This window comes from Leptospira bourretii (assembly GCF_004770145.1).
Lineage (GTDB): Bacteria > Spirochaetota > Leptospiria > Leptospirales > Leptospiraceae > Leptospira_A > Leptospira_A bourretii.
Window position 1 is genome coordinate 82,100 of record NZ_RQFW01000001.1, and the last position, 25,093, is coordinate 107,192.

The window sequence follows — 25,093 nt, forward strand, 5'->3', positions numbered from 1 at the left end:
CTTAAACTTCTATCCAATACGGGCTAATATCACCTAGCCCGTGTTTACCGATAAGTCTCAAAATCAATCGATCCATTCCAATAGAAATTCCGGCGCAATCAGGAAATCCATTCTCCAAAGATCCAAGAAAATCCTCATCCATCGGGAATACTTCCTTCCCTAATTTGGAACGTAACTCTTGTTCTTCGGCAAAACGTTTCCTTTGTTCTTTTACATCGCTAAGTTCATAAAAAGCGTTTGCGAGTTCTAGTCCGTCCCAATAAATTTCAAATCGTTTTGCCACCCCATCCACAACTTTCGCAAGTGCTGCACATTCTGGGGGATAGTCATATAAAAAAACAATTCCTTCCCCTAACTTTGGTTCAACCAAATTGAGAAAAACTAAAAAAAAGAGATCTTCATACGGCCACTGGATGATCTCCGAAATAGGTGAAGAAGAGAGTTTTTTTGACTCTATCGTTTGTAATAAATCTTTTTTTAAAAACCCATGACCAACATTTTTAAGAAAAACCTCCTCCACTGATAAATGGCGAATCCATTCAGAACTTGATAATTTTTTTTGGTCTTCTTCTTTTCCAAAAACTAAAATCAATTCCCTTAAAAACGTTTCGATATATTGTCTCAAAAAAGAATCATCCATACCTTTGGCATAAAGCTCTAACATCAAAAATTCTTTAGAATGGAACCCGCTGCCCATCTCTCCGGATCGGTAAGTATGTGCCAATTCAAAGATACGAGTCATCCCTTTGGCCATCATTTGTTTCAAACAGTATTCAGGAGAAGTGATGAGATATCCTTTTTCTCGTCCACTGGGAGAACGTACTTCAAATGGATCGAGATATGGTTCCATCCCCACAATAGGTTTTAAGGTAGGAGTATCCACTTCTAAAAAACCATCTCTCCATAAAATCTCACGAACCTTTCGCAATACTTGGGATCGAAAAATGAGTGTATCTTTTGAGAGTGAAACCATACCATTACCTCCAATGGCAAAAAAAACGAAATACCTCACTGTACGTGAAGTTCAGAATGCGTATGAAATTGTCATTTTGTCTAAGAACGTACATCCCGAATTGGAAGAAGAATTGGATTCGGTCATGCACATGTTGTTTTTCCAAACTAGATCACATATCCAGATGGACCTTTCAAACTTGCCTTACCTTCCCCTAACACTCCTTACTAAACTCTTAAATATTGCCCGTGACCTTCGTTTGAAAAAACGAGTCCTTGTCCTACTTGGATTACCTTTGTCCGGTTATATTTACTTAAAACGATTTGGCCTAATCCGACTTGTATTCCCGAGTGAGGCCATTCTTAGGGAGTCCCATCGAGTTCCCAGGGGATAATTTCTAAATTCACACCCATTTCACCTAACAAAAGCATAGTCCTTTTGTCGAGTACCACACCTTTTGTGAATTCAGACGCAAACTCAACCGAAACGTAAATGGTCGACTCGTAACTTTCAGTGAATTCTTTTAGGTTCTTACGAACAGGTGCTAAGGTTTTAAGCAAATTCCAAATATGATCGATGACGGGAAATTCAGGCCCTAACTTAGAATTGAGCTGCCAATGACTTGGAATTGTCATATTTTCTATGTCTTTTACATCGGCTCCGTGGTAATAGTCCGGTTGGATGCCCAATTTCTCAGTGACTTCCAATGGGCGTAACTTTGGCCCAGAGAGGGCGAACATTGCCCACGATTTTGCTTCTCTTTGCGTTCCTGATTCCATTTTTTACTTTTTTTTTCTACTACAAGAACCAAATTGAGAAAGAACTCAAGGGAAAAACATGAAAAATATTTTGGTAATTGAGGACGATCCGGACATCGGGAACCTAATCCGGAAATCTCTCGATTCTGCTCACTACACAACCTCCGTTTTTGAAAATGGCGAAGACGGTTTGAAATTTTACAAATCCAATCATCCTGATTTAGTGATTCTGGATCTCTCTCTACCGGATATTGATGGTATGGAAATTTGCCGTAGCATCCGAAAATCCGATGAAAGCACTCCAATTTTTATCCTTTCCGCAAGGACAGAAGAAATTGATCGAATCATGGGACTTGAGTTAGGTGCTGATGACTACATCACAAAACCTTTTTCGGTTCGTGAACTTAAAACCCGAGTGGATGTTTTCTTTCGTAGATGGGATAAAAAAATTGGGATCAAACCAAATGTGGGCCAAGCAGGAGAAATCATTCGCGGTGCACTTAAAATTGATTCCATCCGTCGTCGGGTCACTCTGAACGAAAACATCATCAATATTTCTAGAAAGGAATTTGACATCTTACAACTATTAGCTGGATCACCGGGAAAAGTTTTTTCTCGCGAAATGATTTTAGAATCAGTTTGGGGAGTGGAATGGGATGGATTCGAAAGGATGATCGACAGTCATATCAAACGCATTCGTTCTAAACTAGAAAAAAACTCTGCACAACCAGAATGGATCGAAACCATTTGGGGAATCGGATATCGTTTCACTGACAACTTTGAGAACATAGTCGTTCCAGAATGAACTATAGAATATGGAAGAAGTGAAAAGAGACAAATCCCTCATCGACGAAATTAAGTTGTATGAGAAAAAAGCCAAAGAAATTGAACAAAGAGCCAAGGAGAAGTATATGGAACAAGTAAGCGACATCAAACAAAAGTTAGGTAAAGCAAGTGAAGAGGCTTCTATCAAAGCAAAAGAAGTCATCGACAACGTAGGGTCTTATGTAAAGGAACATCCACAAAAAGCCGCAATCATTGGTTTTGGTGTGGGTCTTGGACTCGGACTTGCTCTTGGCCTAATTTTTAAGAAGAAATAATTGGACGAGAAACATACAAAACATCGCAAAAAAGGCGGAATCAAATCCGCCTTCGAAGATTTAGTCGCTAAGGTTGTTGCCTATGGCGAAGTGATGGTGATTTACATTCAAAAGAACCTCCAATTTTATATTAAAAATTTGGTGCTTTCTTCTGTTTGGGTTTTCACTTCTATCTTTCTTATTTTTTTGGGACTTGCGTACATTTCGTACGGACTTTTTTTAAGCATCCAAAAGTTTTTAGCCGCTGGGGATCCCATCCTTGCCAGTTTAGGAACAGGGTTTGGATTTTTAATTTTTGCAATTTTGTTTTTATCACTCGTTCTCAAGAAAAAATAATCCCATGCGATTCAATCCACTAACAGACCATGAACGTTATTTAGACAAAGATCCCAAGGACATGTCACTCACCGAACTTCGGATGTTACTCAAAATCAAACGTATGGATTTACAATTGGGTTGGAATGAATTTGAAGGCAAAATCAAATTCTGGCAACGAGTGGTTCGCTCTGTCCGTGAATCAGGAATGGTCGACCAAATGAAAGAAGGAATCCAATCCTACTTACAAAATAAAACTCCCAAAGAATAGTTTTGGGCGCCTCGAATCTTTTCCTCAAACCAACCTCCTAAATCAAAACGACCGGGCGTACTGCGGGGTCCGCATTCGCTCCCGTCCTCGGAGGCGACTCGCCTCCTCTGACCAAGCCCTTCGTTTGCCCTGGCGAGGGATGGAATTTGATACCACTCTTAACCTTATGAAAACGGAAGGAATTGACATTGATGAAGGAAAAATCAAACCAATTTAACTTAATAATAACTATTAAAATCAGATAAGAAAGAATTCAGTTTTCCCACCTTGACATCCTTTCAAAACTTTGGTAGTGTTTGTAAATGGCTGTTACGACCCGAAAGTCTGAATTTGACCTCACTCAAATTTTAAACGGAGTTTCTTTCGTGACACCTAGTCCACTCGGTTTCCACCAACAAATTCTAGGGAAATTGTTTTTCCAATTTCAACTTTATTTACAAAAAGAAAACTTAGGTGAAATTTTCACCTCTCCCCTCGACGTGATTTTAGAAAGCGATGTGAATGTAGTCCAACCCGATCTTATTTATATCAAAAAAGAAAATCTTTCCATCTTCCATCCAAATGGTCACATCAATGGGATCCCCGACCTACTCGTAGAAATTATATCTCCAGGTTCTATTACGCGAGATACTGTGGATAAGTTTGCCATCTATGAAAAATATGGTGTCCCCGAGTATTGGCTTGTTTTCCCAGAACAGAAAGTGATTGAAGTATTTACACTAAAGGCCGGGAAGTATTCTCTATTTTGTAGTACGGAAAATACAAATGGGAAAATTACTTCCACTGTTTTTCATGATTGGGAATTGATGATAGAACAATTGTATCAGTAAACACTATTTGTATTCCAACGATATTTTTAAGTCCTTTACTCATCACATAACAGCAAAAATATTTTACTCACTATTATAGCTTTTACAAGCCTCGGAAAACGATACAGAAAATAACCTAATACACAGGGACTGGATCCCAATAACGACATTGAATCTGTTCGCTATGTCGATGTTTTTTTCTATCCCTTCTCTGCGCCCAATAGCACCTACTGTCCTCTATACTCTCTGGCCATAATTCGCTATTCTTCCAATTTTTCTTACCATAAATATTGGAAAACTTACCAGGCATCCAAGGGCTGTTTCTATCCGCTTTTTCATTAATTTTATGATCTACTATATATTGTTGCACAATTCCATTATTATCAAAGAATACATGGAAATATAAATAATCCATGCCTATATATCCACCATTCGGCAGAGGTGCAGTTACGTAATTTACATAGGCGATAATCTTTTTCATTTCAAATTTACGTCCCATGATTTCTTTAATGATTGGCTTTCTAAATGTCATTCTTAACCAAGGCCTAGGATACATCCCTAGTAGTTCTTGTTCTGTTGTCTTTCCAATCACTGGCAATTTGTTTGGATCATATTGGAATTTCTCCGGTCCGTGAAAAAAGTCATCGGCGAAATCAGGATCATCTTTCGATAATAATTCACATGAAAGTAGAGAAAGTATTATAAGAATCGATAATAACTTTACTAAATATGTATGCGTATCGAATAAATACTTCAAGAGATAAAACCTGAAATTTCCTCATTGGAAAGAGGTTCAAAAAATTCTTTTGATATTTTTGTTTTCCCTTGGTAGATTCCTATCTCTCGATTCTTCTTTTTATCAGAAGTAATTCGCACTAACTTCACAACTGGATTTCCCGCCTTGGAGATCACCACTTCCTTACCCTCAATTGCCTGGATGATGAGCTTCGAAAGATTGGATTTCGCATCATGGATGTTATACTCCATACCGAAAGATTAGCTAATCTAACGGACTAAATCAATCGAAAACAAACAAAGATTTTCGAAAATCTACCCACCCCCAGTCAAAAAAAGTGTTGCCAAATGACTACATATCATTGATTAGTCAAATGGCTACACAATGGATTTACGAAGAGATGTTTTTCAGGCAATTGCAGATCCCACAAGGCGGGCCATCCTCCTCCTTGTTGCCACCCAGTCCATGACGGCGGGAGCCATTGCTTCCCAGTTTGATACCAAAAGACCTACTGTTTCCAAACACTTACAAATTTTAACTGAATGTGAATTGTTAAAAAAAGAACCTAACGGTCGTGAGATGTATTACCACCTAAACCCAAACAAAATGAAAGAAATAGCAAACTTCATTGAACCTTTCCAAAAACTTTGGGATGACCGTTTTAACAAATTGGAATCGGTAATGAAAAACTATAAAACGAAAGGATAGGAATATGGAACTCAAAACAAAAATTTATGCGGAAGATGGAAAACAAGAGTTAAGAATCGAACGGATCTTCGATTTACCTGCCTCCTTAGTTTATAAAGCTCACACAGTACCAGAACTCATAGAACAATGGATGGGAAACAAAGTTCTTCAGTTTGAAGCAAAAAACCATGGAAGTTGGATTTATGAAACAAAAAATCCAGAAGGAATTGTTTTGTTTCGGGCCAATGGAGTTTTCCTGAATATGATCGAAAATGAAAGTTTTGTCCGAACCTTTGAAATGGAAAACACAGATTTTCCGGTTCAACTGGAGTTTTTTGAGTTTCAAAATATTTCGGAGAACCAATCAAAACTCAAAATGCACATCCTCTACAAATCGGTAGAACAAAGGGACCAAATTTTAAAGATGCCATTTGCAATGGGAATCAACATGGCACACAATCAGTTGGAACAAGTTCTTAGTGAGAAAGTTTGATTCGTAACTTCCTTGAAAAAGATATGAAGTGAATTGGGACCATCTAAAATGAAACAAACAAATCCAAAAAAGAATCAAATCGATTTATATTTCCAAAAAATCAAAAACTGGAAACAGGAATTTCAAATCTTAAGATCAATTGCACTAGAAATGGATTTACAAGAAGAAATCAAATGGGGGCAACCTTGTTATACTTTGAATGGACAAAACATATTCCTGATCCATGGATTCAAAGAATACTTCGCGATTTTATTCTTCAAAGGTGCCTTACTCAAAGATCCGAAAAAAATACTCATCCAACAAACTAAAAATGTTCAATCAGCAAGACAAATCCGATTCCAAAGTGTTTCTGAAATCACAAAGTTAAAAACCATCATCAAATCTTATATCAAAGAAGCCATACAACTGGAACAATCAGGGAAAAAAGTTGTTATGAAAAAAACTTCGGAGTTTGAAGTCCCAGAAGAGTTTTTAAAACAATTAGAAGAAGATCCAAAGTTACAGACTGCTTTTGAATCTTTAACTCCAGGCAGACAAAGAGCCTACCTACTTCATTTTTCAGGTGCAAAAAAATCTGAAACCAGAAAAGAAAGAATCGAAAAACAAATGCCAAATATTCTAAAAGGCAAAGGTTTAAACGACTAAAGTTAAACTTAAATTGCAAAAAACTTTTTCCTTATCACATGGCTTACAAAAGAAAACAGGTAAACAAGGATTATATATTAATTTAGGAGAAATCAGATGTCAGAAAAAACAAAAAAAATAGCTTATTGGTTCTTTACCCTTTGGTTGTCACTCGGTATGGTATCTACAGCGATTGTACAACTAATCAAACTTCCCGAAGAAGTAGAAAAAATCAACCAGTTGGGTTACCCTACTTATTTTCTTACGCTTCTTGGGGTTTGGAAACTACTTGGTGTTGTGGCAGTCTTATCACCAAAATTTGTTTTGTTGAAAGAATGGGCTTATGCGGGTTTTTTCTTTGCCATGTCAGGAGCTGCCATTTCCCATATTGCTTGTGGCCATCCATTTGGAGAAATTTTTCCTTCCCTTTTACTACTAACACTAACCGTTGTTTCCTGGTATTTGCGCCCGACCAATCGCCGAACATAAGATTAGATTTATATCAGAAAACTTTTTCAACCGATTTTTCTTTGGTTCCATTCTGCTAATCATCGGGATTGGACCAAAGAACAAAGTTTTTTATTTTTTTGTATTTTTATCCCCGCCACTAAATAACATTTTGATTTTGTTTCAGTTCTTTGTACCAATGGTGGCATCCATAAAAAGCAATGAGTAAAAACACAATGTATTCCAGAGTCACAAAGGGAATTTCCTTTAAGGAATAAATGGCGATACAAACCACATCAACAAACACCCATAAAAACCAAGACTCCAACTTTCTTTTAGCAAGTAAAAAGTTAGCAACGATACTTCCCACAGTGGTAAACGCATCCCAATACAAAAACTCAGGTGGTTTTACAAAAATACTGGGCAACCAGAATGGCAGCCGGCTTGTGATTTTCCCCAAGATATAAGTCCCCAAAAGAATCACAAAAACAAGAACCAAGTTTTTTGATGTGCCTAAAGATCGGATTTTTACATAAGCACCAGTTCTTTTACGCCAAACAATCCAACCATAAACACTCGATCCAAAAAAATAGATTTGTAATAACATATCCGAATACAATTGGATTTGGAAGAATAAAAAGAAAAAACAAATAGAAGTTAAAATCCCAAAAGGCCAAGTAAGGATATGATTTTTAGATGCTAAGTATACACAAAGAAGGCCGGTGGTTGTACCAAGAAGTTCTAAGAAACTAATCGGGTTACCGAATAAAGAGACAATGGGATACTCAATTGAAAAGTAGAAAGAAAGATTCTCCATTTACAAAGAAAAGTTTTAATAACCATTTTCTTCAAATCCAAATAATCGGATTTGGCTCAGATTTCCTCCACTTTTGGGAATATCACCACAATGATAAGGGCCAATGGAATATGCCTTTCTTAAAATTCCATGACCTTGGTAGGCTCCTAGATTTGGAGTGAATAGACAATCCTCGTTCGATTCACAAAGTCCGTTTTCATTTCCTTTTGCATCACCAATGATTTCACGTGCATTCCGAAGATGATATATTCCGCATTCATTGGATCCAAGATATTTTGAACCCCTTACTAAATTCTGACAATCCGTCTCTGAATTCGCGATTCCCCCAACAATATGTAATAGCGGGCGAGAACTGTCTGGACAAACATTTATATTCCGAAAATAAGTATCAGTTCTTTTTAAGGACCAATCAAAAATTCGACAATTGATTGAACAAATTCCCCTTATGCCATCTGTAAAAACTCCTGATGCATCATAATTAGTAAATGAACGATATATGTTTTGAAATTTTACGTAACTACTACTTCGTAAATTAGCAGAAATAAAACCAGAATTATCATTGGGATTTACCGTATCATCTTGGAAGATAAATCCAACAAAACTATTCTCATAGGGAATATTGTTTGCAAAATTATAATCAGAGGACCCGGCAGGTAACCCATTCAATGCAAAACCTACATTTGTTCCACTTAGAATATTATTACCTAATCCACCAGAAAACCGTACATTTCCCGTTATGTGATGATTGTTGACAGATGAATTTTCAATTGCGTAATTACTAGCTCTAAATATACCAATGTTTTCGAGAAGCATTTTGAAATCTGAGCTACCAGAACTGATCAAACCAATTCCAGAAACCATATTCACCAGAATTTGATTTGAAATGGTTAATCCGGAAATTTTCGCAGGTAAGGTTTCGAATGCAGTGATCGTCGCATTTGTTGAACTATTGGCTACGACCATATCTTTCAATACACTCCCGCCTATATTCGAACTTGTTGTAGAAATACTAACTCCATCGTCAGTAGAAGAATAAAGCACTGCATCTAAAAAACTGTTGTTCCAAATATGATTGTTCGTTCCTCCTGAAGATAAACTAATAACAGCGCCATCGATGTCTCCCGCAGTGAATGATGAAAATGTATTGTTCTGAATCAAACTTCCTGCAGTCATCCCAGCAGATGATAAGCTAAAAATATTTCCACTATTTTGTGTTGAAACTCGGGTCGACTGGTATAATCCTTGCGACCCTTGTATGGAGAATGTGGTTCCGCCCACTGCAGCTACCAAATTGGGAGACCACATAAATCGATTGGTTTCTGTCACTAAAACCAGTGGATTTACTGTGGGAAGAGATCCAAATTCACCTTCTAGATACTGAAAGTTCCCACTGAAGCGGAAGAACGGTGAAGAAGCCGCTAGAGACAAACTTGTATTTGACCTGAATATAATTCCCGTTCGATGGGATTGAATGTCGGAAGCACCTAACGAAGCTGTTGATTGGTCTAATAAATAAAGAGTCCCTACACTGGCATTCAATGTCCCACCTGCTAGTGGATAGGAAAGAATTGGATTGGTCCATGCGGAAGCTGATGGCGTTTTCCCAACCAACTGGTTTGTATGAAAAACAGAAACGGAAATGGGCCCGAAATGGTAACTCCCATTTTCAGAAACAACAAGATCTCCCAAATACTTTCCGGGTTTGATAGAAGTTGCAACAAAAACTAAACCGCCACCAGTTCTCTCAAAACATGTAAATTGCAAAGTACCTGTATTATCTTCCGCAAAATATCCATCACAGGATGCGGAATTGAATATTCCACCAGTGCCCTCTACAGATAACATTAAACCTGCATGCAAACAGGCACTATATCCACCTAACTCCGTACCTGTGCAGGTTGTATTTGATGCATCGATAGCAGAACTACCATCATTTTTTATATAATCTAAGATTTGTGTACGGCCGTCATAATAATGTTTGATTGGAGAAAGTTGTAAATCAACGTTTATTCCGCAATGCGGGGATCTTAAATTCGCGACTATTTTGAAGAGCAAAGTATCCAAAAAAGTTGATGATCGACTGTCGCATCCATTACCAAATTCACTTCGGCTACATTGGATCCCTCCGAAAAAAATACAAAAGGCTGTTAATCTTAATAGCCAACGCATATCTTTCCAATTTACCAAATTGGAAATAAATTGACAAACCTTTTTACCGACTAAATTCTAAAGAAATCTTCCTTAAACCCCTTCTCGCCTAACCATTTACTTTGCAAAAGGTTATATCCTACAATTTCAAAATCACGAGAAATCCATTTCCTATATTTTTTTTTCGAACGAGAAAAAGCATATGGATCAGTGAAATTCATTTCTTCTTTCATTACCGAATAGTCTTCATTCGTTGGAACTGTAAAATATAGATAATTGCAATACTTAGCCATTTTTTCCAAAACATCTGGAATCATCGAATCGGGAAGGTATTGGATGACTGAATTACAAATTCCAAGCTCCACCGGTTCCTTTTCTAACTTAGGAAGTTTAAAAGTTTCTAAGGATTCATGGTAAAGATGGAATTTATCAGAACGTTTGACCCAGTCTTTTTTCTTTAGATCTTCATAGGCATCTTTGGAGGCGTCCACTGCATACACTTTTACCGGAGAAAAAGTTTTTACCATCTCTCTGAGTAAAATGGCTCTTCCGAAACCGAAGTCGGCCATTTTGTAAACCGGAATTTCCATTAATTGAAAGAGTGCTTTTAAGTATTCCGCATGTTGTTTGGCATTGTAAGATCCATCTACGTCTAACCCATTCCCGTAAATATCAGTCCAATAGGTACCATCAAACTCTTTCCCATTTTTTCCAAAGCCGAAGTTTTGTTTTTTTAAAAAACCCTTCATTAGAACTGAACTCCTAAACTTTGGAGCTCTCGAATCATTTCTTTGATGTATTTTGGTTCCCTAATGAGTTGGTCCACTTCCTTTTCAAAAGCCTTAGTTACCATAATGTTATCTTTTTTCACTCTGTTTAAATAAACCTCAAGAGATTCTTTTGTAATTTTTTTCTCTGGAAAATCTGCCATTAGGGGATGAGAAAAAAATCTTTGTCTGATAGAATCTTCTAATTCTCGAATTTTGGATTTGATGATTCCAACAAAACGTTTGATGGATGAATCATGAAATGAAACATCTGTTTGTTGGTTGGGTAAAAGTTCATCTACTTGCAGTTTGATTTCTAAAATTTCTGCAATATTCATATTGTCTCTTGCACCAGAGAGTTTAGTCATTAGTTTAGATTTACGTTCCCTTAGAATTGGATCTTGTTCTTTGTCAGGGTGAATGAGTTTTGCTAAGTTTTTAAACAAGGTGTTAATGTCTGTGCTAAGCAATCGTTCCGCTTCCAATTGTTTTTTTTCTTTTTCACTTTGTGCTTTTGATTTTTTGCGTTCCCCAGAATGCGAACGGGAACCTCTGAAGTATTCAGCACGATACTCTTCATATTTTTCCCGAAATTCTCTATACTTTTCTTCGTGCGATTCTTTTTCCTCTTCAGAATCAAACTCGGTGCGGTTCAAATCATCCAAATCAATTTCAACACCAAACTTTTGTTTGATTTTCGATTCCATTTGACTCTTATACCGAAGTCTTTCCATTCGTTCAAATTTAGTTTCTAACTGATCCCGGTAATTTCCATAAAAAGAAGAATCTTCCATCATGGAATCGTTACAAATATCCAAAAGATAACGCCGCAGGAATTCTCTTTGCATTTTGCCAAAAGAAAGTTTTTCCTCAAGAAGGATGGCACACATGAGATCGAAACGTTCTTTTTCTAACTTTTTTTGTTTTTCCAATTGAGGTAAAACATCTTGCAGATATGTTTCGTTGACTAGTTGAAACAATGGCTCAATTTCTTTGGAACGCTCCAAAGTTTCTTTATGTTTTTTTAGAGCATCATTGAACTCTTTTTGCGCTTTGGTTTGGTTAGAAGAAAAACCCGTCCAAATCAACGTTTCTTCTGGATTGGCTAGAGTAGATTTAGACTTTTGTTTTGGCATTCCAAGGTGGGAAATCGCCAGATGAGTTCCACCTGGCGACCATTCGAAAGATTCGTTACTACGCTTTCATCAAATTCAAAGCAGCACCTGCTTTGAACCATTCGATTTGTTGCGCATTGTAAGTATGGTTCACAGAAATTTCATCTTTTTTCCCATCCTTATGATTGAGAACAAGAGTGAGTGGTTTCCCTTCTGCAAAACTTGTGAGTCCTACAATATCAATCACATCATCTTCTTGGATTTTATCGTAGTCATCTTTGTTTGCAAAAGTCAAAGCCAACATCCCTTGTTTTTTCAAGTTGGTTTCGTGAATCCGAGCAAACGATTTTACAAGAACCGCTCTCACACCTAAATGCCTTGGTTCCATCGCAGCATGTTCCCTAGAAGAACCTTCTCCATAGTTTTCGTCACCTACCACAATGGATCCAATCCCTTGTGCTTTGTAAGCTCTTTGGGTTTGCGGAACCGGTTCGTAGTTTCCGGTAAGTTGGTTTTTCACTTCATTGGTTTTACTATTGAAGATGTTCGTAGCACCAATGAGAAGGTTATTGGAGATATTATCCAAGTGACCACGGAACTTAAGCCAAGGACCCGCCATTGAAATATGGTCTGTTGTACATTTTCCTTTGGCTTTGATGAGTAGTTTTAGACCTTTGAGATCTGTTCCTTCCCAAGCTTTGAATGGAGCAAGAAGTTGTAATCTTGTGGATGTTGGATCAACAATCACTTGGACCCCTGATCCATCTGCCGCCGGTGCCACAAAACCTGCATCCTCAACCGCAAAACCTTTATTAGGGAGTTCTTCCCCAGTAGGTGGGTCCAATTTTACTTGTTCCCCTTTTTCGTTGGTTAAAGTGTCGGTGAGCGGATTGAACCCTAAGTCTCCCGCAATGGCAAGAGCCGTTGTGATTTCTGGAGAAGCCACAAAAGCATAAGTGTTTGGGTTTCCATCTTGGCGGGCTTGGAAGTTACGATTGAAGGAGTGAACAATGGTGTTCTTTTCCTTTTTTTCTGCACCCACACGAGACCACATTCCAATACAAGGCCCACAAGCATTAGAGAAAACTTTAGCTCCAATTTTATGGAAGGAATCAATGAACCCGTCTCTTTGGATCGTATAACGAACTAGTTCCGATCCTGGAGTGATGGTAAACTCAGCTTTGGTTTTAAGACCTTTTGCTGCCACTTGTTTGGCAAGGGAGGCAGCTCTTGAGATATCTTCATAAGAGGAGTTAGTGCAAGATCCGATAAGACCCACTTCCACCTTGAGTGGCCAACCATTTTTTGCCGCTTCTTCTTTCATTTTAGAAATAGGAGTCGCAAGGTCTGGAGTGAATGGACCATTTACATAAGGCTCTAAGGTGTTGAGATCAATTTCAATCACTTGGTCAAAGTATTTGGAAGGATCGGCATACACTTCTGGGTCAGCTGTTAAGTGAGCTTTGTATTTGTTAGCAAGATCTGCCACATCACTTCTGTTAGTGGATCTTAAGTAACGTTCCATGGATTCATCGTAACCAAAAGTAGAAGTGGTTGCACCAATTTCTGCTCCCATGTTACAGATTGTACCTTTTCCCGTACAAGAGAGGGCTTCCGCACCTGGTCCAAAGTATTCTACGATCGCACCAGTTCCACCTTTTACAGTGAGAATTCCTGCTACTTTTAAGATTACATCTTTTGCTGATGTCCAACCATTTAGCTTTCCAGTGAGTTTGACACCAATGGCTTTTGGCCACTTGAGTTCCCAAGCAAGACCTGCCATCACATCACAAGCGTCAGCTCCACCAACGCCGATGGCGACCATTCCCAGTCCCCCAGCGTTTACTGTATGGGAGTCGGTTCCGATCATCATCCCACCTGGGAAAGCATAGTTTTCTAAAACCACTTGGTGGATGATACCAGCACCTGGTTTCCAAAAACCAATTCCATACTTATTAGAAACGGAGGATAAAAAATCATAAACTTCTTTGTTTTCTTTGACAGCAATACCAAGATCCACACCGGATTCGTCTTTTGCCGTGATTAAGTGGTCACAGTGAACGGTGGAGGGAACCGCTACTTTTTTACGACCAGCTTGCATAAATTGGAGAAGCGCCATTTGCGCTGTTGCATCTTGCATCGCCACACGGTCTGGTGCAAAGTCAACGTAGTCGACACCGCGACCAAAACTCTTTGTTGGATTTCCATCCCAAAGGTGGTTGTATAAAATCTTTTCTGTAAGTGTGAGGGGTCGACCCACTACCTTCCTGGCTTGTGCGATGGCCGCTTCCATTTTGGAATAACGCGCCGCAATCATTTCTATATCAAATGCCATCTGAACCTCTTATACCTATCAGACCGCAGGAAAAAAGGGAATCAATCGAAAATTAAACTACAAGTAGTAAAATCAGTAAATTTGGGTCACTTGTGAGAACCAGTATCTTTTTTAGCCGTCAATACGGACATAAACTTCATCCGCTTTGAGGATGAGACCTGATTTGATTTCGATTAGTCTGGTATTGACAAAAACTCCGTCTTGGTATGGTGTCACAATTCCCGTGATGATGACATCCAGTTTCAAAACATCGCCTATTTTCCGCAAGGTGGCCGTGTCAGTGGGAACATCCAAACCAAGTCCAGCTTCTTTTAAAACCTTTTCATTGGCCAAGCGGTCTAGGATTTGGAATCTATCTTTTTTTACAAGTTCAGTGGTTAGTTTTTCTGCAAGGATTTCGCCGTAGGGACTTTTTTTACCTTCATGGTCTAAAAAAGTTAAAACAACAAGCCTTTGTGGTTGGAAATAAAATCCTTTTTCTGAGAGAGATAGGGCCAGTTGTTCGAGAGGGGGAACGGTTTTTTTCTGGGGTTTGGACTCTCTTTCTTCTCCCAAATAACAAGCGCTAAAGCTAAATAAAATCAAAACAAAAACTATTTTTTTAAAACGCAAGTTCCATCCCAAGTGAGGTAACATATTCATAAAACGATTTTCCATTAAACCCATTCCCGTACATAAAACCACCGGGAACCCCAATTAGCATACCGTCTTTATAAAACTGGTTCTGAAAATTAAGAAAAAAAGTAGTTTTTAATTTTCCAGGATTTTTACCACGGAAACTGGCAGCAAAAGTCTCAGGAGAACGTCCATTTTGGTCTTTTATTTGCAACCAAGGGTCGTTAAAGACATTAAAAATTTGATTCCCAACATAAAGAGAATAGTTCTTAGAAGAACCCAGAAAAAAGATAAAACCGAGAGAGGCAATGTCTTGGGCCGGCGAAAATCCCGTTTGCCCATTGGCATAGGTTCCGGGTTTTGCATTTACATAATTATATTTAACATTTAGTTGGACTTTATCACTGCCAAAAAAAAAAGAAAACTTTCCACCTTCCGCACCATAGGCCGTTACTGGATTTTCCGTTTTCACTTGATAGACAGAGGTTTGTACTTTGAGAAACTGTGCCGGTGAAAAACTTCCCTGGTATTCATAGAGTTGTTTGGGATCAACCAACAATCTCCTATTGGTATCCATCTGACGAAAGATCATGGTTGCAGAAGGATGAATTGGTGCCACAGGAATTGGTTGCGCTAATGATGGTTCACCACTTTGTTTTGCATCCCAGACATTAATAGAGGGAGGAGAAAGATCAAACTCCAATTTGTTTCCGGAATTGGAGTTTGGATTTCCTTCGAGAGGATTGTTTCCATTTTTTTCAGATCTTGTTAGGAATCCCAAAGAAAGAGATTTTAGATGATTCGAATATTCTAAATTACCGAGAGTTCCTTTTTTTAAGTTTATTTTGACAGGAGTTGTACGCAAATATTCTTCCCCTAACTCTAATGAGTGGGGAGGCTCTAATTCTCTGACGGCAGACTCTTTGATAGGAGCGATCAAAACAACTCCAAGAAGACCTAAACCAGAGAAAAGGGAAACATATACCGAAGATTTCGGGGAGTACATAAAGAAACTGTAGAAACATATTTCCCAATTTCCAAAGAATGTAAATCTATTTTTAAAATAAGAACATTGAATCCCCATAGGAATAAAAACGAAACCCGTTCTTCAATGCATACCGATAAGAATCCAACACAAGTTGAGTCGTAGCAAAGGCGCTGACAAGAAGGAGGAGACTCGACTTGGGCAAATGAAAGTTCGTAATCAAACCTTGCACAGAATCAATCTTGTCACCTGGCGACAAAAAGATGTCAGTTTGACTTGATCCTACCTTATATTTCTGTAGTTGAGAATCAAAAACAGTTTCTAAAACACGGAGTGTTGTGGTTCCGACAGCGATAATCCGCCTTCCCTCTTTTCTTGCATCGTTTAACTTAGTTGCTGTGGATTCAGAAACTAAGTATTTCTCACTGTGTAGAGTTTTAGTCTGCCATTGTTCGGTGGTCAAAGGACGAAATGTCCCATAACCAATTTGTAGTTCCACTGGCAAAAACTCGGCACCAAGTGTTCGGAAAGTATTTTTTAACTCTTCGGTGAAATGAAGGCCAGCGGTAGGTGCCGCAACCGATCCTGATCGATTGGCAAAAATCGTTTGGTATCTCAGCTTGTCTTCTTCTGTTACATTCCGTTTGAGATAAGGTGGGATTGGAATATTTCCAAAAATTTCAAAATCGGAATCAGAAATTGTCAACTCGGAGCCTAGAAAAGAAAGTTCTTCTTTCGGGCCTTGGTAAACAAACTGATAGTTGGGAAAACCCACTGGCGATAACCTATCACCTAACTTTAGCTTTGCCCTATTTTTTAATATACACAACCAAGTTTGGTTTTGATTGTCTTGTGGTTCTAAAAAAATCGATTCATGGATTCTACCTGATTCCACTTGTAGAAACACACGCCGATAAGATACTTTTGTCTCATTGTATACAAAAATATCACCTGGCCGAACCAAGGTTGTGATGTCTCGAAACAAAGGTGCTTCCCAAAATTTTGATTGGGCACGATCCACCACAAGGAGACGCGACTCGTCCCTATTTTCTAAGGGAAATTTAGCAATCTGCTCTTCAGGAAGGTGGAAATCGAATTCGTTTAAAAAATCCATCTATAGATAGCCTTGGGAAAACCTTGTCAATTAACCAGAAATATTGGGAATGGTAGGAGAACTATGTGGAAATTTTTCGAAACCGTTGAGAAACGTGGAAAATGGATTCTGAGCCTCTTACTTTTGGTTCTCCTTGTCCTCTCCGTTTCCAGGTCCAAACAAAAGTCGGATTTTTTAGATTATTACCATGCGGCGGAACGCTGGGAAACAGGTGAAAATCTCTACAGGTTTGATGTTGCTTTTGAACTCCAAACCAAAATCAAATCAATGGAAGATCTTTTCCGACCAGAAAATCTCCATTTGCTTTCGGCTCTCCAAAACGAAACCGCAACCTATATCTACCCTCCTTTGTTTTCTTTTTTACTCATTCCATTTACCTATCTCAGTGAACCAGGGGCTGCCCTTGTCTTTGAAATTCTGAGTTGGATCTCTTTGTTTGGAATCCTTTACTTATTATTCCAAAATAAAGAACTAAACCTAAGACACTCCAAATATCCTTTTTTGATTCTTATTGCCTCCCTGATTTTCAATTTTAGATTTTTAGAAAGCCATATCCAAAATAACCAGGTGGGACTTCTTCTCATCCTACTCATCTTCGTTGCAATTACGATACGATCTCATTGGTTGAGTGGTTTTTTATTGGCCCTTGCCGTTAGCATCAAAATCACTCCTCTTGTTTTTTTATTTGTTTTTGTCTACGAAAAACAATACAAACGAATCTTTTGGTTTTTAGTTGGTATGATTGTTTGGAATGCAATTCCTCTTTTGTATCATTGGGATTATACCATTCAGATGACATCAGAATGGCTCCGCGAAATTTTAGGAAATGCGTTCAGTAATCCCCTGCTTCGTTCTTGGAAAAACAACCAATCCTTAAGTTCTACTTTGGCTAAATATTTTGTGTCTGGTGCAGATATGATCAACCAACCAACTTACTCGATGCCATTTGTAAATCTGTCCTTACCCACTTTAAAATTAATTCAACTTGTGTTTATGATTCTATTTGGAGTTCCACTATTGTTACTATGGAGAAAGAAAAACAAAAAATGGGAAATTGTTTCTCTTTTGTTTTTAGTTTCTGCACTCTTTAGTGGAATTAGCTGGGTTCATAGCTTTGTAATTTGTTTAATTCCCGTTTATTTTATTTTGAATCAAGTAGTAACAAACAAAATAGATAACAAAAAGGAATTATACATTCTGTTTGTGATCCTAAGTTTACCACTGATTGCCCATCGAACCTTTGTTGGAACAAAATTAGAAGCAACACTATCTATGTTCTCTATCTTATTTTATACAACTAGTTTCTTATACTTCTACATCGTAAGGTTTGCATTCCATGAAACAGAAAATCGGCATTGATGCGAGGCCCCTTGCTTATGGAATGACGGGGAATTCAAGATACTTGGCAGAAGTATTAAAAATCATTCTGCCGAAACATAAAGAAAAAGAATTCTTTTTATATACGAACAAACCCATTCATCCCGTTTTTCGGGATTTATTAGGTCCAAATACAAAAGAAGTCCTAGAACCTAAAAAAATTCCAGGACCAATCTATTTGAATTTTATCCTTCCAAAACGTTTAAAGAAAGATGGAATTGAAGTTTTTTGGGGCACCATTCAAATGTTACCGTTTCGGAAACTTCCCATTCCAAGTTATGTAAATTACCATGACCTAAACTTTATCTCAGCCCCAGAGACAATGGCGAAATGGAATTACATACAACATAAACTTTTGTCACCGATCACTATGAAACATGCGGACAAAATTTTTTGTTTATCTAAAAACACAAAAGAAGAAATTACCGCATTCAATCCAACTTACGAAAAAAAATGTATAGTTGTTTATCCGGGTGTATCCAAACAAAAAACGGGAAAAGTAAAAACTAATTTTCCTAAAGATTTCTTCCTAACAGTAGGAACTTTAGAACCAAGAAAAAATATCAATCGCCTGGTAGACGCATTTTTAGAATTCAAAAAGAAACACCCAAAAGATAAAAATTTTTTACTCATTCTTGGCCGAAGGGGATGGGGAGAAGAAGGTGAATTGTTATACCAAAAACTAAATGACCCAGAAATTCAAAAACAAGGCATTCAGTTTTTGGAAAAACCTGACGACTCCACTTTGGCAGAAGCATTTAAACAATGTAAGGCGTTTTTCTTTCCTTCTTTACACGAAGGATTCGGATTACCTCTTTTGGAAGCCATGTTAGAAGACAAACGATGTGTTGCATCTGATATTCCCGTTTTTAAAGAGATATTATCTGAAAAATGTGACCTTTTTGTCCCACCGAAACAAACAGAGGTTTGGACTCAAACCTTCGAACTAATGTCAGGACCTAAAAAAGTCAGGTCTCCAAAATTTCCCGCCAAACAATGGACATGGGAAGAAACAGCTAAAAAAATAGAAGAGGTAATTTTTTTATGAAATTTCTAAACAAATGGATATCAAAATGGAAAGAAATCCAAAGCAAAAGGGAAACTGCTTATTTTGGAACTTCGTTATATGATGAATTAACGATAAATCCTATCCCATCTCTTTTATTGATCACAGCAGTCGTTCTGTTTTTTGTTTATAGCCTTCCATACGCGTTTTATCTAGGAAAGTTTTTTTTCTGGTTCGTCGGAGTGTTAGAAATCACAAAAGTTTTAAAAATTCCTTTTTTAGACGAACTAAGATATTATCATTATCTTTCCGCATTTGTCTATTTTTACATAACCATATCTCTACTAATCGACGTTAGCCGCCTTTTAAACAAATGGAACAAAAGAACGGTTTTTGTAAAAAATGAAATTTGGCAAATCCAAAGGTTTGGATTCGGAAAAAAGCTAATCAAAGTCAACTTTGGAACCAATGAAATTCAATTGGGATATGAGCATGGTGGGTTTAGCGATTACTTTGGTTGCAATCGAATGATTTGGGAAAAGGACGGGAAAACCTTACTTACCACTCCGTTCTTTTTCCCTTACAAAAAAAATAAAATCATCGTGAATCGAGTTTTGAATCGTTAAACCGGAATCTGATTCTTGAAAAAGTTATTCATTCTACTTTTATTACTTTTCCTTTTTTTGTTCCATCTTAGATACCTGTCTCGGGCCTTTGACTGGGATTCTTGTGTCTATGCACTTAATATCCAAAAGGATCGAGTAGAATCTGCTTTTTTTAACCCACACCATTTAGGTTTTGAATCATCAGGTCTACTCTATTGGAAAATGATTCGTTCTATATATCCAACAACGGACATTATGTTCTTTTTAAGATTGCGGATTCTCAGTTTTTCATTATTTTTTTTAGGGCTTTTTATTTGGGTTTATTACAAATTATATAAAGATCTACTTCTTGGAATCATCCTAGCTCTTGTCATCCAAGTTAGCCAAGCGTTTTGGTTCTATAGTTTGCATAACGACACACCACTCATTCATTCTTGTTTGATGGCTCTTCTATTTTTATATACAATTTATTATCTTAGGGAAGGGTTACAAACAAAACATCTCATCATTTTATGGTTCATCCAACTCTTTAGTATCTACTTTCATCAATCGAATGTCATTCATTTTGGAATGGTACCTATGGCAGTGTTTCTTTCGCCAAACAGAAGTTTTGGTAAAAAACTTAGAACCATCTTTCTGTACCTGACCTGTTTAGGAATGGCAACGATTCTATCTTATTTGTTTGTTGGATTTATCATTTTAAAACGAGGCCTTGGACCAATCGATGAAAAACATTTTTCCTTTTGGATGTTCCTTTATGCGGCCATCAATCGCTGGGGGACTAGCCTTGGAGAAGAAAAAAATTATGTTCTCTACTTCTATCGAGGGATAGGAGATGCCTTCCTTGTATTCCAGAACGTCATTCCTAAATTTCGTGTGAACCTATTTAACTTCCAGAACCCCAAACACCTCCCCTACAATTTAAATCTTTTATTCTGGATTTTTAGTTTGTGTCTGGGAATTTTGAATTTCCGTACTATGTGGGCCCGATACAAACAAGAACTATTGGTAATGTTGTTTTGGATCATTCCATCCATCGGATTTTACACATGGTGGGAAGGGTATTTTTTTGAATTTTGGGTCGGGACTACGATCGCACTTTGGATCCTTAACTCTTATACTTTGCAATCCCTATCCATACCTATGTTACCAAAGTTTTCTAAGGCCATCCTTCATACCATCTATCTTGTTTTATTTCTATTTTACTTCAGTACAAATTTTACCTTCTCCACACTTCCTAGATCCATTGGTCCAAAATTTGGATATACCGAAGGAATCCAAGGACCTGTTGAGAAGTTAGCCGAAGAATCAATTTACCGTTAGGAACCAAACAAATGTTATTTAACTCTTTTGAATTTTTAGTTTTCTTTTTTGTAACGATCATTGTAGGAAACATTCTAAAGAATCGCTGGCAAAAACTCTTTTTTTTACTTACCAGTTATTACTTTTACATGGCTTGGCAACCTTCTTCCATATCCTGCACAGGCATGGCAACTGAAGGGTTAAAGTTTTATACCGATAGACTCTATTGTGATTTTAAAATTAATCCGTATGTTTTTATTTTAATTTTTTCAACCATCATCGACTACTTTGCAGCAAGATTGATTGAAGAAAAACAAGATGGCGATAGTGCCAGAGGATGGTTACTGGTATTATCTCTTGTAGTAAATATTGGAACCCTTGGCTTTTTCAAATACACTGATTTTTTACTCGGAGTGATCAATGACATCCATCTTTTGGGATCTTATCAATTCCCTAAACAAAACATCATTCTTCCTGTAGGAATTTCTTTTTATACATTTCAGTCGATGAGTTATACCATCGATGTTTATAATCGTAAAATTGAAGCAAGAAAATCATTTTTAGATTTTGCCCTATATGTTGCGTTTTTCCCGCAACTGGTTGCAGGTCCAATTGTCCGTGCAGAAACTTTTTTCCGCGACTTAGACTTTCGTCTAGGGGTATACAAAGAAAACATTGATGCCGCTTTTGCACTAATTTTGATTGGCTTCACAAGAAAAATTGTTTTTGCTGACAACCTAGCACGCGTTGTCGATTCAACCTTTGCAAATTACCAGAACTTAAACTCTATTGAAATTTGGACTGGAGCTTTGGCATTTGGTTGGCAAATCTATTTTGACTTTGCCGGTTATACAGATATCGCTATCGGAGTGGCCAGATTATTTGGATTCCAATTTAATCCAAACTTCAACTTTCCTATGTCTTGTCGAAACATTGCAGACCATTGGTCCAGGTGGCATATTTCATTTTCAACTTGGATCAGAGACTACATCTATATTCCGTTAGGCGGATCGAGAGTAAGCGTAATCATGTATATCCGAAATATTATGATCACCTGGTTATTTGCTGGATTATGGCACGGAGCAGCTTACCACTATGTGGGATGGGGAATTTGGCAGGGCACAATGTTACTTTCACATAAATTCTACGGAGATACGAAAGTTGCAAAATTTTTGAACAACAAAGGTGGAAGAGTGTACGACCTTTTGGCCCGTATTTTCACCATGTTCTGTTTGGCATTTGGTTTTATTATGTTTCGAGCAGAAACAATGGAAAAAGCCATTCCGATGATGAAAGCACTTGTTTTTTTGAATGATTCTGTTGCCCCTCTCACTCGTTGGTCAAATTACCGATTCGGGATTTTACTTGTGATTTGTTTCACTGCAAGTTATGTTTTTTCAAAAAGACAAATTCCTACCCTTCTCACAGGAAGTTGGTTAAAATACACAACCTTTGTTATTGTAAACGTATTATTATTATTACTTTTTGGAGTCACTGAAAGTCAGAACTTTCTCTACTTTCAATTTTAATTATGAGCTTACTAAAAGAAACCATTTCGTTTTTTACCGATAAAAAGATTCTTTTATCCTTATTTATTTTAATCGCATTGGAATGTATTCTTCAGGTTGGCTTTTATAAACCTTTTTTAAAGAAAAATTCCTATGCTTCTAATATCAACCGTGTAACAGAACATGTAGTATCGAAAAGAGATGTGTTGGATCCTGACATTTTAATTGTGGGAACTTCTGTTGCATTTGAAGGAATAAGCATTCGGATTCTGAATGAAGAACTTCAAAAGTCTGGATGGAAAACGCAATCCATTGCCGTTCGTGGTTCGGAGTTGGTTGTCCAACATCGAATTCTGGAAGAATACTTAGATAAATTTCCAAATGTAAAAATTATCCTCCACGTGATGGAACCTGGAATGCCTTGGGTAGATAGAAAATATATTGTTGATCCCACAATGGCAATGTTATCTGAACTTGGAAATTTTAAAGCCATCCCAACAGTTTTAAATTTTGAATATGACCTAACTTTTTCGAACTATTTATTTCTCACCTTTAAATCTGTCGCTTATCGCAAAGATCTATCTGATTTTGTAATTAACTTTAACGAAAGACTAAAGACAATCTCAAGAAGAAATAAAAATCCTAACTTGAATGCTTGGGATTATGAAAACGACCATCCTGAATCCATTGACGAATACCAATTAAAAAGTGTGGACGATTGTTTGAATCGATTGGCACTCCATCTTCCTCTTGAAATCCCTAAGGCGTCGAATCCTGACCATAGACGTATGTTATTTGAAACTTGTGGAATTGCAAGTATAGTCCCACAAGAATCCAACGCAACAGAGGATACAAAACGATATTTTAGAAGATTAAAAAAAATGTATGATTATATCGCAAATCGAGACATCCATATCATCAATGTCTTTGCACCATACTCAAATGTAATCAGAAAAGTAAACAATGAAGGTAGAATGAAAGTTTGGCATGATGGCCTTTCAGAAGCATTGGCACCTCACCAAACTTTGGATGAAATGGATCTCCAAGACTCTCTTGGTGAAACAAATGGAAAATATTGTTTTGACCTGATCCATTTAAACGAAGCCGGTATGAAAGAGTTTACCAAAATTCTTGCGAAGGAATTGGAGAAAAAAATTGGAAAACGCTGATATTACCTTAAACCAATTACAATCGGAGGTAAACGATTGGATTCAAACAATTGGAGTAAGATACTTTTCTGAACTTACAAACTTAGCAATTCTTATGGAAGAAGTGGGAGAACTGTCCAGACTTATGGCAAGAAAGTTTGGAGACCAGTCCTTCAAATCTGGTGAATCAGCAGACACCATTCCAAATGAAATTGGTGATATCTTATTTGTATTAACATGTTTAGCAAACCAAATGGGGATCTCACTCCAAGATGTGATTCAAACCACCATCCAGAAAAACACAAAACGCGACTTAAATCGCCACAAAAACAATCCTAAACTTTAACCATTGGTTTCAGTGGGTATTCCCGCTTCCCTTCGAATTGCATTCCAATAAGCAGAAAGATGAGCAGGATGCGAATTCATATCTGAAATACAATAGTCAAACTTAGTTCTAAAAATTGGATTTGTTTCTAAAGCTGATTCATATTGCGGATATTCAAAATACATTTTTTGGAAAAATTGTTTTTGGCCTTCAAAATCATAATCCTTACGAAAAAACATATAAGCATGGGCTAAATCATGCAAAAGGTGCTCAAAAGCATCCCTTTTTCCTTCTACCAAACTTCCGCTAATCGCGTCATCCCAACTAATTGTTGAATAACGATAACCTAAACTTTGTGATTCTAACATTTCCAGCGAACTTGGATTATAATTGATAAGACGGATATCCCATTCACCTATATGCCATTTCCATAGTGCAAATCGTACGGTATCGGGCATTCCATAGAATCGAACAACTTCCAAAAATTCTTTAGATTCGTTGCGGTTCGGTAACGGTTTCCCCATCCGCAGAAAAGGATGTCGTTTGACCCTTCTTTCTAAATAAAGTAACACTAATTGAAAAGTAAGTAAACTGTCGGATATATGACCTGCTTCCCAATCCGTCTTTAAAGAAAGTAAGTTTGGTCCAATGAGCTCTGCTTCTTTTTTTAATTCAAGCTCTGGAATACAAATTTTTTTAAAGGATCCGTAAATGCGACCGTTATCATGTGGCAT

Annotated in this window: 30 protein-coding genes; 17 read left to right on the plus strand and 13 right to left on the minus strand. The window is 37.4% G+C overall.

Annotation, left to right across the window (positions count from 1 at the left end; all coding sequences use genetic code 11):
* Position 1 precedes the first annotated feature (1 nt).
* A complete protein-coding gene (locus tag EHQ47_RS00395) occupies positions 2-973 on the minus strand; it encodes an amino acid--tRNA ligase-related protein (protein ID WP_135749326.1) in 972 nt (323 codons plus the stop codon).
* Between EHQ47_RS00395 and EHQ47_RS00400 the strand changes: the two genes are divergently transcribed.
* Complete coding sequence (locus tag EHQ47_RS00400) at positions 945-1,346, plus strand: hypothetical protein (protein ID WP_238839242.1); 402 nt, start codon at positions 945-947, stop codon at positions 1,344-1,346. The genes EHQ47_RS00395 and EHQ47_RS00400 overlap by 29 nt on opposite strands.
* Here the strand turns inward: EHQ47_RS00400 and EHQ47_RS00405 are convergent.
* Positions 1,315-1,731: a DUF4279 domain-containing protein gene (locus tag EHQ47_RS00405; RefSeq protein ID WP_135749327.1), complete on the minus strand. Its 417-nt coding sequence runs from the start codon at positions 1,729-1,731 to the stop codon at positions 1,315-1,317. The two genes, EHQ47_RS00400 and EHQ47_RS00405, sit on opposite strands and share 32 nt — an antisense overlap.
* Positions 1,732-1,789: 58 nt before the next feature.
* Here EHQ47_RS00405 and EHQ47_RS00410 point away from each other — a divergent pair, with 58 nt between their 5' ends.
* From EHQ47_RS00410 to EHQ47_RS00430, 5 genes are all read left to right on the plus strand, one after another.
* On the plus strand, positions 1,790-2,515 hold the full coding sequence (locus tag EHQ47_RS00410) for a response regulator transcription factor (protein ID WP_004788085.1): 726 nt from the start codon (positions 1,790-1,792) through the stop codon (positions 2,513-2,515).
* Between the two features lie 10 nt (positions 2,516-2,525).
* Positions 2,526-2,810, plus strand: a complete 285-nt coding sequence (locus EHQ47_RS00415; protein ID WP_135749328.1) for a DUF883 family protein — start codon at positions 2,526-2,528, stop codon at positions 2,808-2,810.
* On the plus strand, positions 2,811-3,146 hold the full coding sequence (locus EHQ47_RS00420) for an LBF_4227 family protein (RefSeq protein WP_135776300.1): 336 nt from the start codon (positions 2,811-2,813) through the stop codon (positions 3,144-3,146).
* A 4-nt stretch (positions 3,147-3,150) separates the two neighbouring features.
* Positions 3,151-3,396 carry a hypothetical protein gene (locus EHQ47_RS00425; protein WP_135776301.1) on the plus strand — a complete coding sequence of 82 codons (246 nt, stop codon included), beginning with the start codon at positions 3,151-3,153 and terminating at the stop codon, positions 3,394-3,396.
* 302 nt (positions 3,397-3,698) lie between these two features.
* Entirely contained in the window at positions 3,699-4,226 is a 528-nt protein-coding gene (locus EHQ47_RS00430; RefSeq protein WP_135776302.1) for a Uma2 family endonuclease, read from the plus strand.
* Between the two features lie 115 nt (positions 4,227-4,341).
* Here EHQ47_RS00430 and EHQ47_RS00435 read toward each other — a convergent pair whose 3' ends face one another.
* Together EHQ47_RS00435 and EHQ47_RS00440 are read right to left on the minus strand one after the other, a co-directional pair.
* Positions 4,342-4,962, minus strand: a complete 621-nt coding sequence (locus EHQ47_RS00435) for a hypothetical protein (protein WP_244290156.1) — start codon at positions 4,960-4,962, stop codon at positions 4,342-4,344.
* Positions 4,959-5,192, minus strand: coding sequence for a type II toxin-antitoxin system Phd/YefM family antitoxin (locus tag EHQ47_RS00440; RefSeq protein ID WP_135776303.1), 234 nt, complete (start codon positions 5,190-5,192; stop codon positions 4,959-4,961). Before EHQ47_RS00440 ends, EHQ47_RS00435 begins: the two co-directional genes overlap by 4 nt.
* 133 nt (positions 5,193-5,325) lie before the next feature.
* Between EHQ47_RS00440 and EHQ47_RS00445 the strand changes: the two genes are divergently transcribed.
* From EHQ47_RS00445 to EHQ47_RS00460, 4 genes are all read left to right on the plus strand, one after another.
* Positions 5,326-5,649 carry an ArsR/SmtB family transcription factor gene (locus tag EHQ47_RS00445; protein WP_004788034.1) on the plus strand — a complete coding sequence of 108 codons (324 nt, stop codon included), beginning with the start codon at positions 5,326-5,328 and terminating at the stop codon, positions 5,647-5,649.
* Between the two features lie 4 nt (positions 5,650-5,653).
* Positions 5,654-6,121 carry an SRPBCC family protein gene (locus EHQ47_RS00450; RefSeq protein ID WP_135776304.1) on the plus strand — a complete coding sequence of 156 codons (468 nt, stop codon included), beginning with the start codon at positions 5,654-5,656 and terminating at the stop codon, positions 6,119-6,121.
* 48 nt (positions 6,122-6,169) lie between these two features.
* Complete coding sequence (locus EHQ47_RS00455; RefSeq protein WP_135776305.1) at positions 6,170-6,766, plus strand: YdeI/OmpD-associated family protein; 597 nt, start codon at positions 6,170-6,172, stop codon at positions 6,764-6,766.
* A gap of 96 nt (positions 6,767-6,862) precedes the next feature.
* A complete protein-coding gene (locus EHQ47_RS00460; RefSeq protein ID WP_135749333.1) occupies positions 6,863-7,234 on the plus strand; it encodes a DoxX family protein in 372 nt (123 codons plus the stop codon).
* Positions 7,235-7,352: 118 nt separating this feature from the next.
* Here EHQ47_RS00460 and pnuC read toward each other — a convergent pair whose 3' ends face one another.
* The 8 genes from pnuC to queA form a co-directional block, all read right to left on the minus strand.
* Positions 7,353-8,009, minus strand: coding sequence for a nicotinamide riboside transporter PnuC (gene pnuC, locus EHQ47_RS00465; protein WP_135776306.1), 657 nt, complete (start codon positions 8,007-8,009; stop codon positions 7,353-7,355).
* A gap of 15 nt (positions 8,010-8,024) precedes the next feature.
* On the minus strand, positions 8,025-10,178 hold the full coding sequence (locus EHQ47_RS00470; RefSeq protein WP_135749927.1) for a hypothetical protein: 2,154 nt from the start codon (positions 10,176-10,178) through the stop codon (positions 8,025-8,027).
* Between the two features lie 50 nt (positions 10,179-10,228).
* Positions 10,229-10,906: a class I SAM-dependent methyltransferase gene (locus EHQ47_RS00475; protein WP_135749336.1), complete on the minus strand. Its 678-nt coding sequence runs from the start codon at positions 10,904-10,906 to the stop codon at positions 10,229-10,231.
* A complete protein-coding gene (locus EHQ47_RS00480) occupies positions 10,906-12,060 on the minus strand; it encodes a hypothetical protein (RefSeq protein WP_135776307.1) in 1,155 nt (384 codons plus the stop codon). The genes EHQ47_RS00475 and EHQ47_RS00480 overlap by 1 nt, the downstream gene beginning before the upstream one ends.
* A gap of 58 nt (positions 12,061-12,118) precedes the next feature.
* On the minus strand, positions 12,119-14,374 hold the full coding sequence (locus EHQ47_RS00485; protein WP_135749338.1) for an aconitate hydratase: 2,256 nt from the start codon (positions 14,372-14,374) through the stop codon (positions 12,119-12,121).
* 111 nt (positions 14,375-14,485) lie between these two features.
* Entirely contained in the window at positions 14,486-15,016 is a 531-nt protein-coding gene (locus EHQ47_RS00490) for a FlgO family outer membrane protein (RefSeq protein WP_135749446.1), read from the minus strand.
* Positions 14,976-15,995, minus strand: a complete 1,020-nt coding sequence (locus EHQ47_RS00495; protein WP_135776308.1) for a hypothetical protein — start codon at positions 15,993-15,995, stop codon at positions 14,976-14,978. The genes EHQ47_RS00490 and EHQ47_RS00495 overlap by 41 nt, the downstream gene beginning before the upstream one ends.
* 52 nt (positions 15,996-16,047) lie before the next feature.
* Entirely contained in the window at positions 16,048-17,088 is a 1,041-nt protein-coding gene (gene queA / locus EHQ47_RS00500) for a tRNA preQ1(34) S-adenosylmethionine ribosyltransferase-isomerase QueA (protein WP_135749340.1), read from the minus strand.
* Between the two features lie 63 nt (positions 17,089-17,151).
* Here queA and EHQ47_RS00505 point away from each other — a divergent pair, with 63 nt between their 5' ends.
* The 7 genes from EHQ47_RS00505 to EHQ47_RS00535 are packed head-to-tail and all read left to right on the plus strand — an operon-like array spanning position 17,152 to position 24,380.
* On the plus strand, positions 17,152-18,447 hold the full coding sequence (locus EHQ47_RS00505) for a glycosyltransferase family 87 protein (RefSeq protein ID WP_135776309.1): 1,296 nt from the start codon (positions 17,152-17,154) through the stop codon (positions 18,445-18,447).
* A gap of 22 nt (positions 18,448-18,469) precedes the next feature.
* Positions 18,470-19,513: a glycosyltransferase family 4 protein gene (locus EHQ47_RS00510; protein WP_135776388.1), complete on the plus strand. Its 1,044-nt coding sequence runs from the start codon at positions 18,470-18,472 to the stop codon at positions 19,511-19,513.
* Positions 19,510-20,097, plus strand: coding sequence for an LIMLP_18675 family protein (locus tag EHQ47_RS00515; RefSeq protein ID WP_135749342.1), 588 nt, complete (start codon positions 19,510-19,512; stop codon positions 20,095-20,097). The genes EHQ47_RS00510 and EHQ47_RS00515 overlap by 4 nt, the downstream gene beginning before the upstream one ends.
* A gap of 15 nt (positions 20,098-20,112) precedes the next feature.
* On the plus strand, positions 20,113-21,399 hold the full coding sequence (locus EHQ47_RS00520; protein WP_135776310.1) for a hypothetical protein: 1,287 nt from the start codon (positions 20,113-20,115) through the stop codon (positions 21,397-21,399).
* Between the two features lie 11 nt (positions 21,400-21,410).
* On the plus strand, positions 21,411-22,907 hold the full coding sequence (locus EHQ47_RS00525; protein ID WP_135749344.1) for an MBOAT family O-acyltransferase: 1,497 nt from the start codon (positions 21,411-21,413) through the stop codon (positions 22,905-22,907).
* A gap of 2 nt (positions 22,908-22,909) precedes the next feature.
* A complete protein-coding gene (locus tag EHQ47_RS00530) occupies positions 22,910-24,055 on the plus strand; it encodes a hypothetical protein (RefSeq protein WP_135776311.1) in 1,146 nt (381 codons plus the stop codon).
* The gene (locus tag EHQ47_RS00535) at positions 24,042-24,380 is read left to right on the plus strand and encodes a nucleotide pyrophosphohydrolase (protein WP_135776312.1); all 339 of its coding nucleotides are present in this window, start codon (positions 24,042-24,044) and stop codon (positions 24,378-24,380) included. The genes EHQ47_RS00530 and EHQ47_RS00535 overlap by 14 nt, the downstream gene beginning before the upstream one ends.
* On the opposite strand, the gene EHQ47_RS00540 is transcribed toward EHQ47_RS00535, so the two are convergent.
* Positions 24,377-25,093 (minus strand): hypothetical protein, encoded by a 717-nt coding sequence (locus EHQ47_RS00540; protein WP_135776313.1) that lies wholly within the window; start codon positions 25,091-25,093, stop codon positions 24,377-24,379. The genes EHQ47_RS00535 and EHQ47_RS00540 overlap by 4 nt on opposite strands.

Excerpts from the sequence above, each read along its gene's own strand:
- EHQ47_RS00450 (WP_135776304.1), top strand. The coding sequence starts at position 5,654 with ATGGAACTCAAAACAAAAATTTATGCGGAAGATGGAAAACAAGAGTTA.
- EHQ47_RS00395 (WP_135749326.1), bottom strand. The coding sequence starts at position 973 with ATGGTTTCACTCTCAAAAGATACACTCATTTTTCGATCCCAAGTATTG.
- EHQ47_RS00475 (WP_135749336.1), bottom strand. The coding sequence starts at position 10,906 with ATGAAGGGTTTTTTAAAAAAACAAAACTTCGGCTTTGGAAAAAATGGG.
- EHQ47_RS00490 (WP_135749446.1), bottom strand. The coding sequence starts at position 15,016 with ATGAATATGTTACCTCACTTGGGATGGAACTTGCGTTTTAAAAAAATA.
- EHQ47_RS00455 (WP_135776305.1), top strand. The coding sequence starts at position 6,170 with ATGAAACAAACAAATCCAAAAAAGAATCAAATCGATTTATATTTCCAA.
- EHQ47_RS00495 (WP_135776308.1), bottom strand. The coding sequence starts at position 15,995 with ATGTACTCCCCGAAATCTTCGGTATATGTTTCCCTTTTCTCTGGTTTA.
- EHQ47_RS00525 (WP_135749344.1), top strand. The coding sequence starts at position 21,411 with ATGTTATTTAACTCTTTTGAATTTTTAGTTTTCTTTTTTGTAACGATC.
- EHQ47_RS00460 (WP_135749333.1), top strand. The coding sequence starts at position 6,863 with ATGTCAGAAAAAACAAAAAAAATAGCTTATTGGTTCTTTACCCTTTGG.
- EHQ47_RS00430 (WP_135776302.1), top strand. The coding sequence starts at position 3,699 with ATGGCTGTTACGACCCGAAAGTCTGAATTTGACCTCACTCAAATTTTA.
- EHQ47_RS00480 (WP_135776307.1), bottom strand. The coding sequence starts at position 12,060 with ATGCCAAAACAAAAGTCTAAATCTACTCTAGCCAATCCAGAAGAAACG.
- EHQ47_RS00440 (WP_135776303.1), bottom strand. The coding sequence starts at position 5,192 with ATGGAGTATAACATCCATGATGCGAAATCCAATCTTTCGAAGCTCATC.
- EHQ47_RS00425 (WP_135776301.1), top strand. The coding sequence starts at position 3,151 with ATGCGATTCAATCCACTAACAGACCATGAACGTTATTTAGACAAAGAT.
- EHQ47_RS00415 (WP_135749328.1), top strand. The coding sequence starts at position 2,526 with ATGGAAGAAGTGAAAAGAGACAAATCCCTCATCGACGAAATTAAGTTG.
- EHQ47_RS00445 (WP_004788034.1), top strand. The coding sequence starts at position 5,326 with ATGGATTTACGAAGAGATGTTTTTCAGGCAATTGCAGATCCCACAAGG.
- EHQ47_RS00530 (WP_135776311.1), top strand. The coding sequence starts at position 22,910 with ATGAGCTTACTAAAAGAAACCATTTCGTTTTTTACCGATAAAAAGATT.
- EHQ47_RS00505 (WP_135776309.1), top strand. The coding sequence starts at position 17,152 with ATGTGGAAATTTTTCGAAACCGTTGAGAAACGTGGAAAATGGATTCTG.
- EHQ47_RS00510 (WP_135776388.1), top strand. The coding sequence starts at position 18,470 with ATGACGGGGAATTCAAGATACTTGGCAGAAGTATTAAAAATCATTCTG.
- EHQ47_RS00470 (WP_135749927.1), bottom strand. The coding sequence starts at position 10,178 with ATGCGTTGGCTATTAAGATTAACAGCCTTTTGTATTTTTTTCGGAGGG.
- EHQ47_RS00540 (WP_135776313.1), bottom strand. The coding sequence starts at position 25,093 with ATGCCACATGATAACGGTCGCATTTACGGATCCTTTAAAAAAATTTGT.
- EHQ47_RS00485 (WP_135749338.1), bottom strand. The coding sequence starts at position 14,374 with ATGGCATTTGATATAGAAATGATTGCGGCGCGTTATTCCAAAATGGAA.
- EHQ47_RS00400 (WP_238839242.1), top strand. The coding sequence starts at position 945 with ATGAGTGTATCTTTTGAGAGTGAAACCATACCATTACCTCCAATGGCA.
- pnuC (WP_135776306.1), bottom strand. The coding sequence starts at position 8,009 with ATGGAGAATCTTTCTTTCTACTTTTCAATTGAGTATCCCATTGTCTCT.
- EHQ47_RS00515 (WP_135749342.1), top strand. The coding sequence starts at position 19,510 with ATGAAATTTCTAAACAAATGGATATCAAAATGGAAAGAAATCCAAAGC.
- EHQ47_RS00410 (WP_004788085.1), top strand. The coding sequence starts at position 1,790 with ATGAAAAATATTTTGGTAATTGAGGACGATCCGGACATCGGGAACCTA.
- EHQ47_RS00405 (WP_135749327.1), bottom strand. The coding sequence starts at position 1,731 with ATGGAATCAGGAACGCAAAGAGAAGCAAAATCGTGGGCAATGTTCGCC.
- queA (WP_135749340.1), bottom strand. The coding sequence starts at position 17,088 with ATGGATTTTTTAAACGAATTCGATTTCCACCTTCCTGAAGAGCAGATT.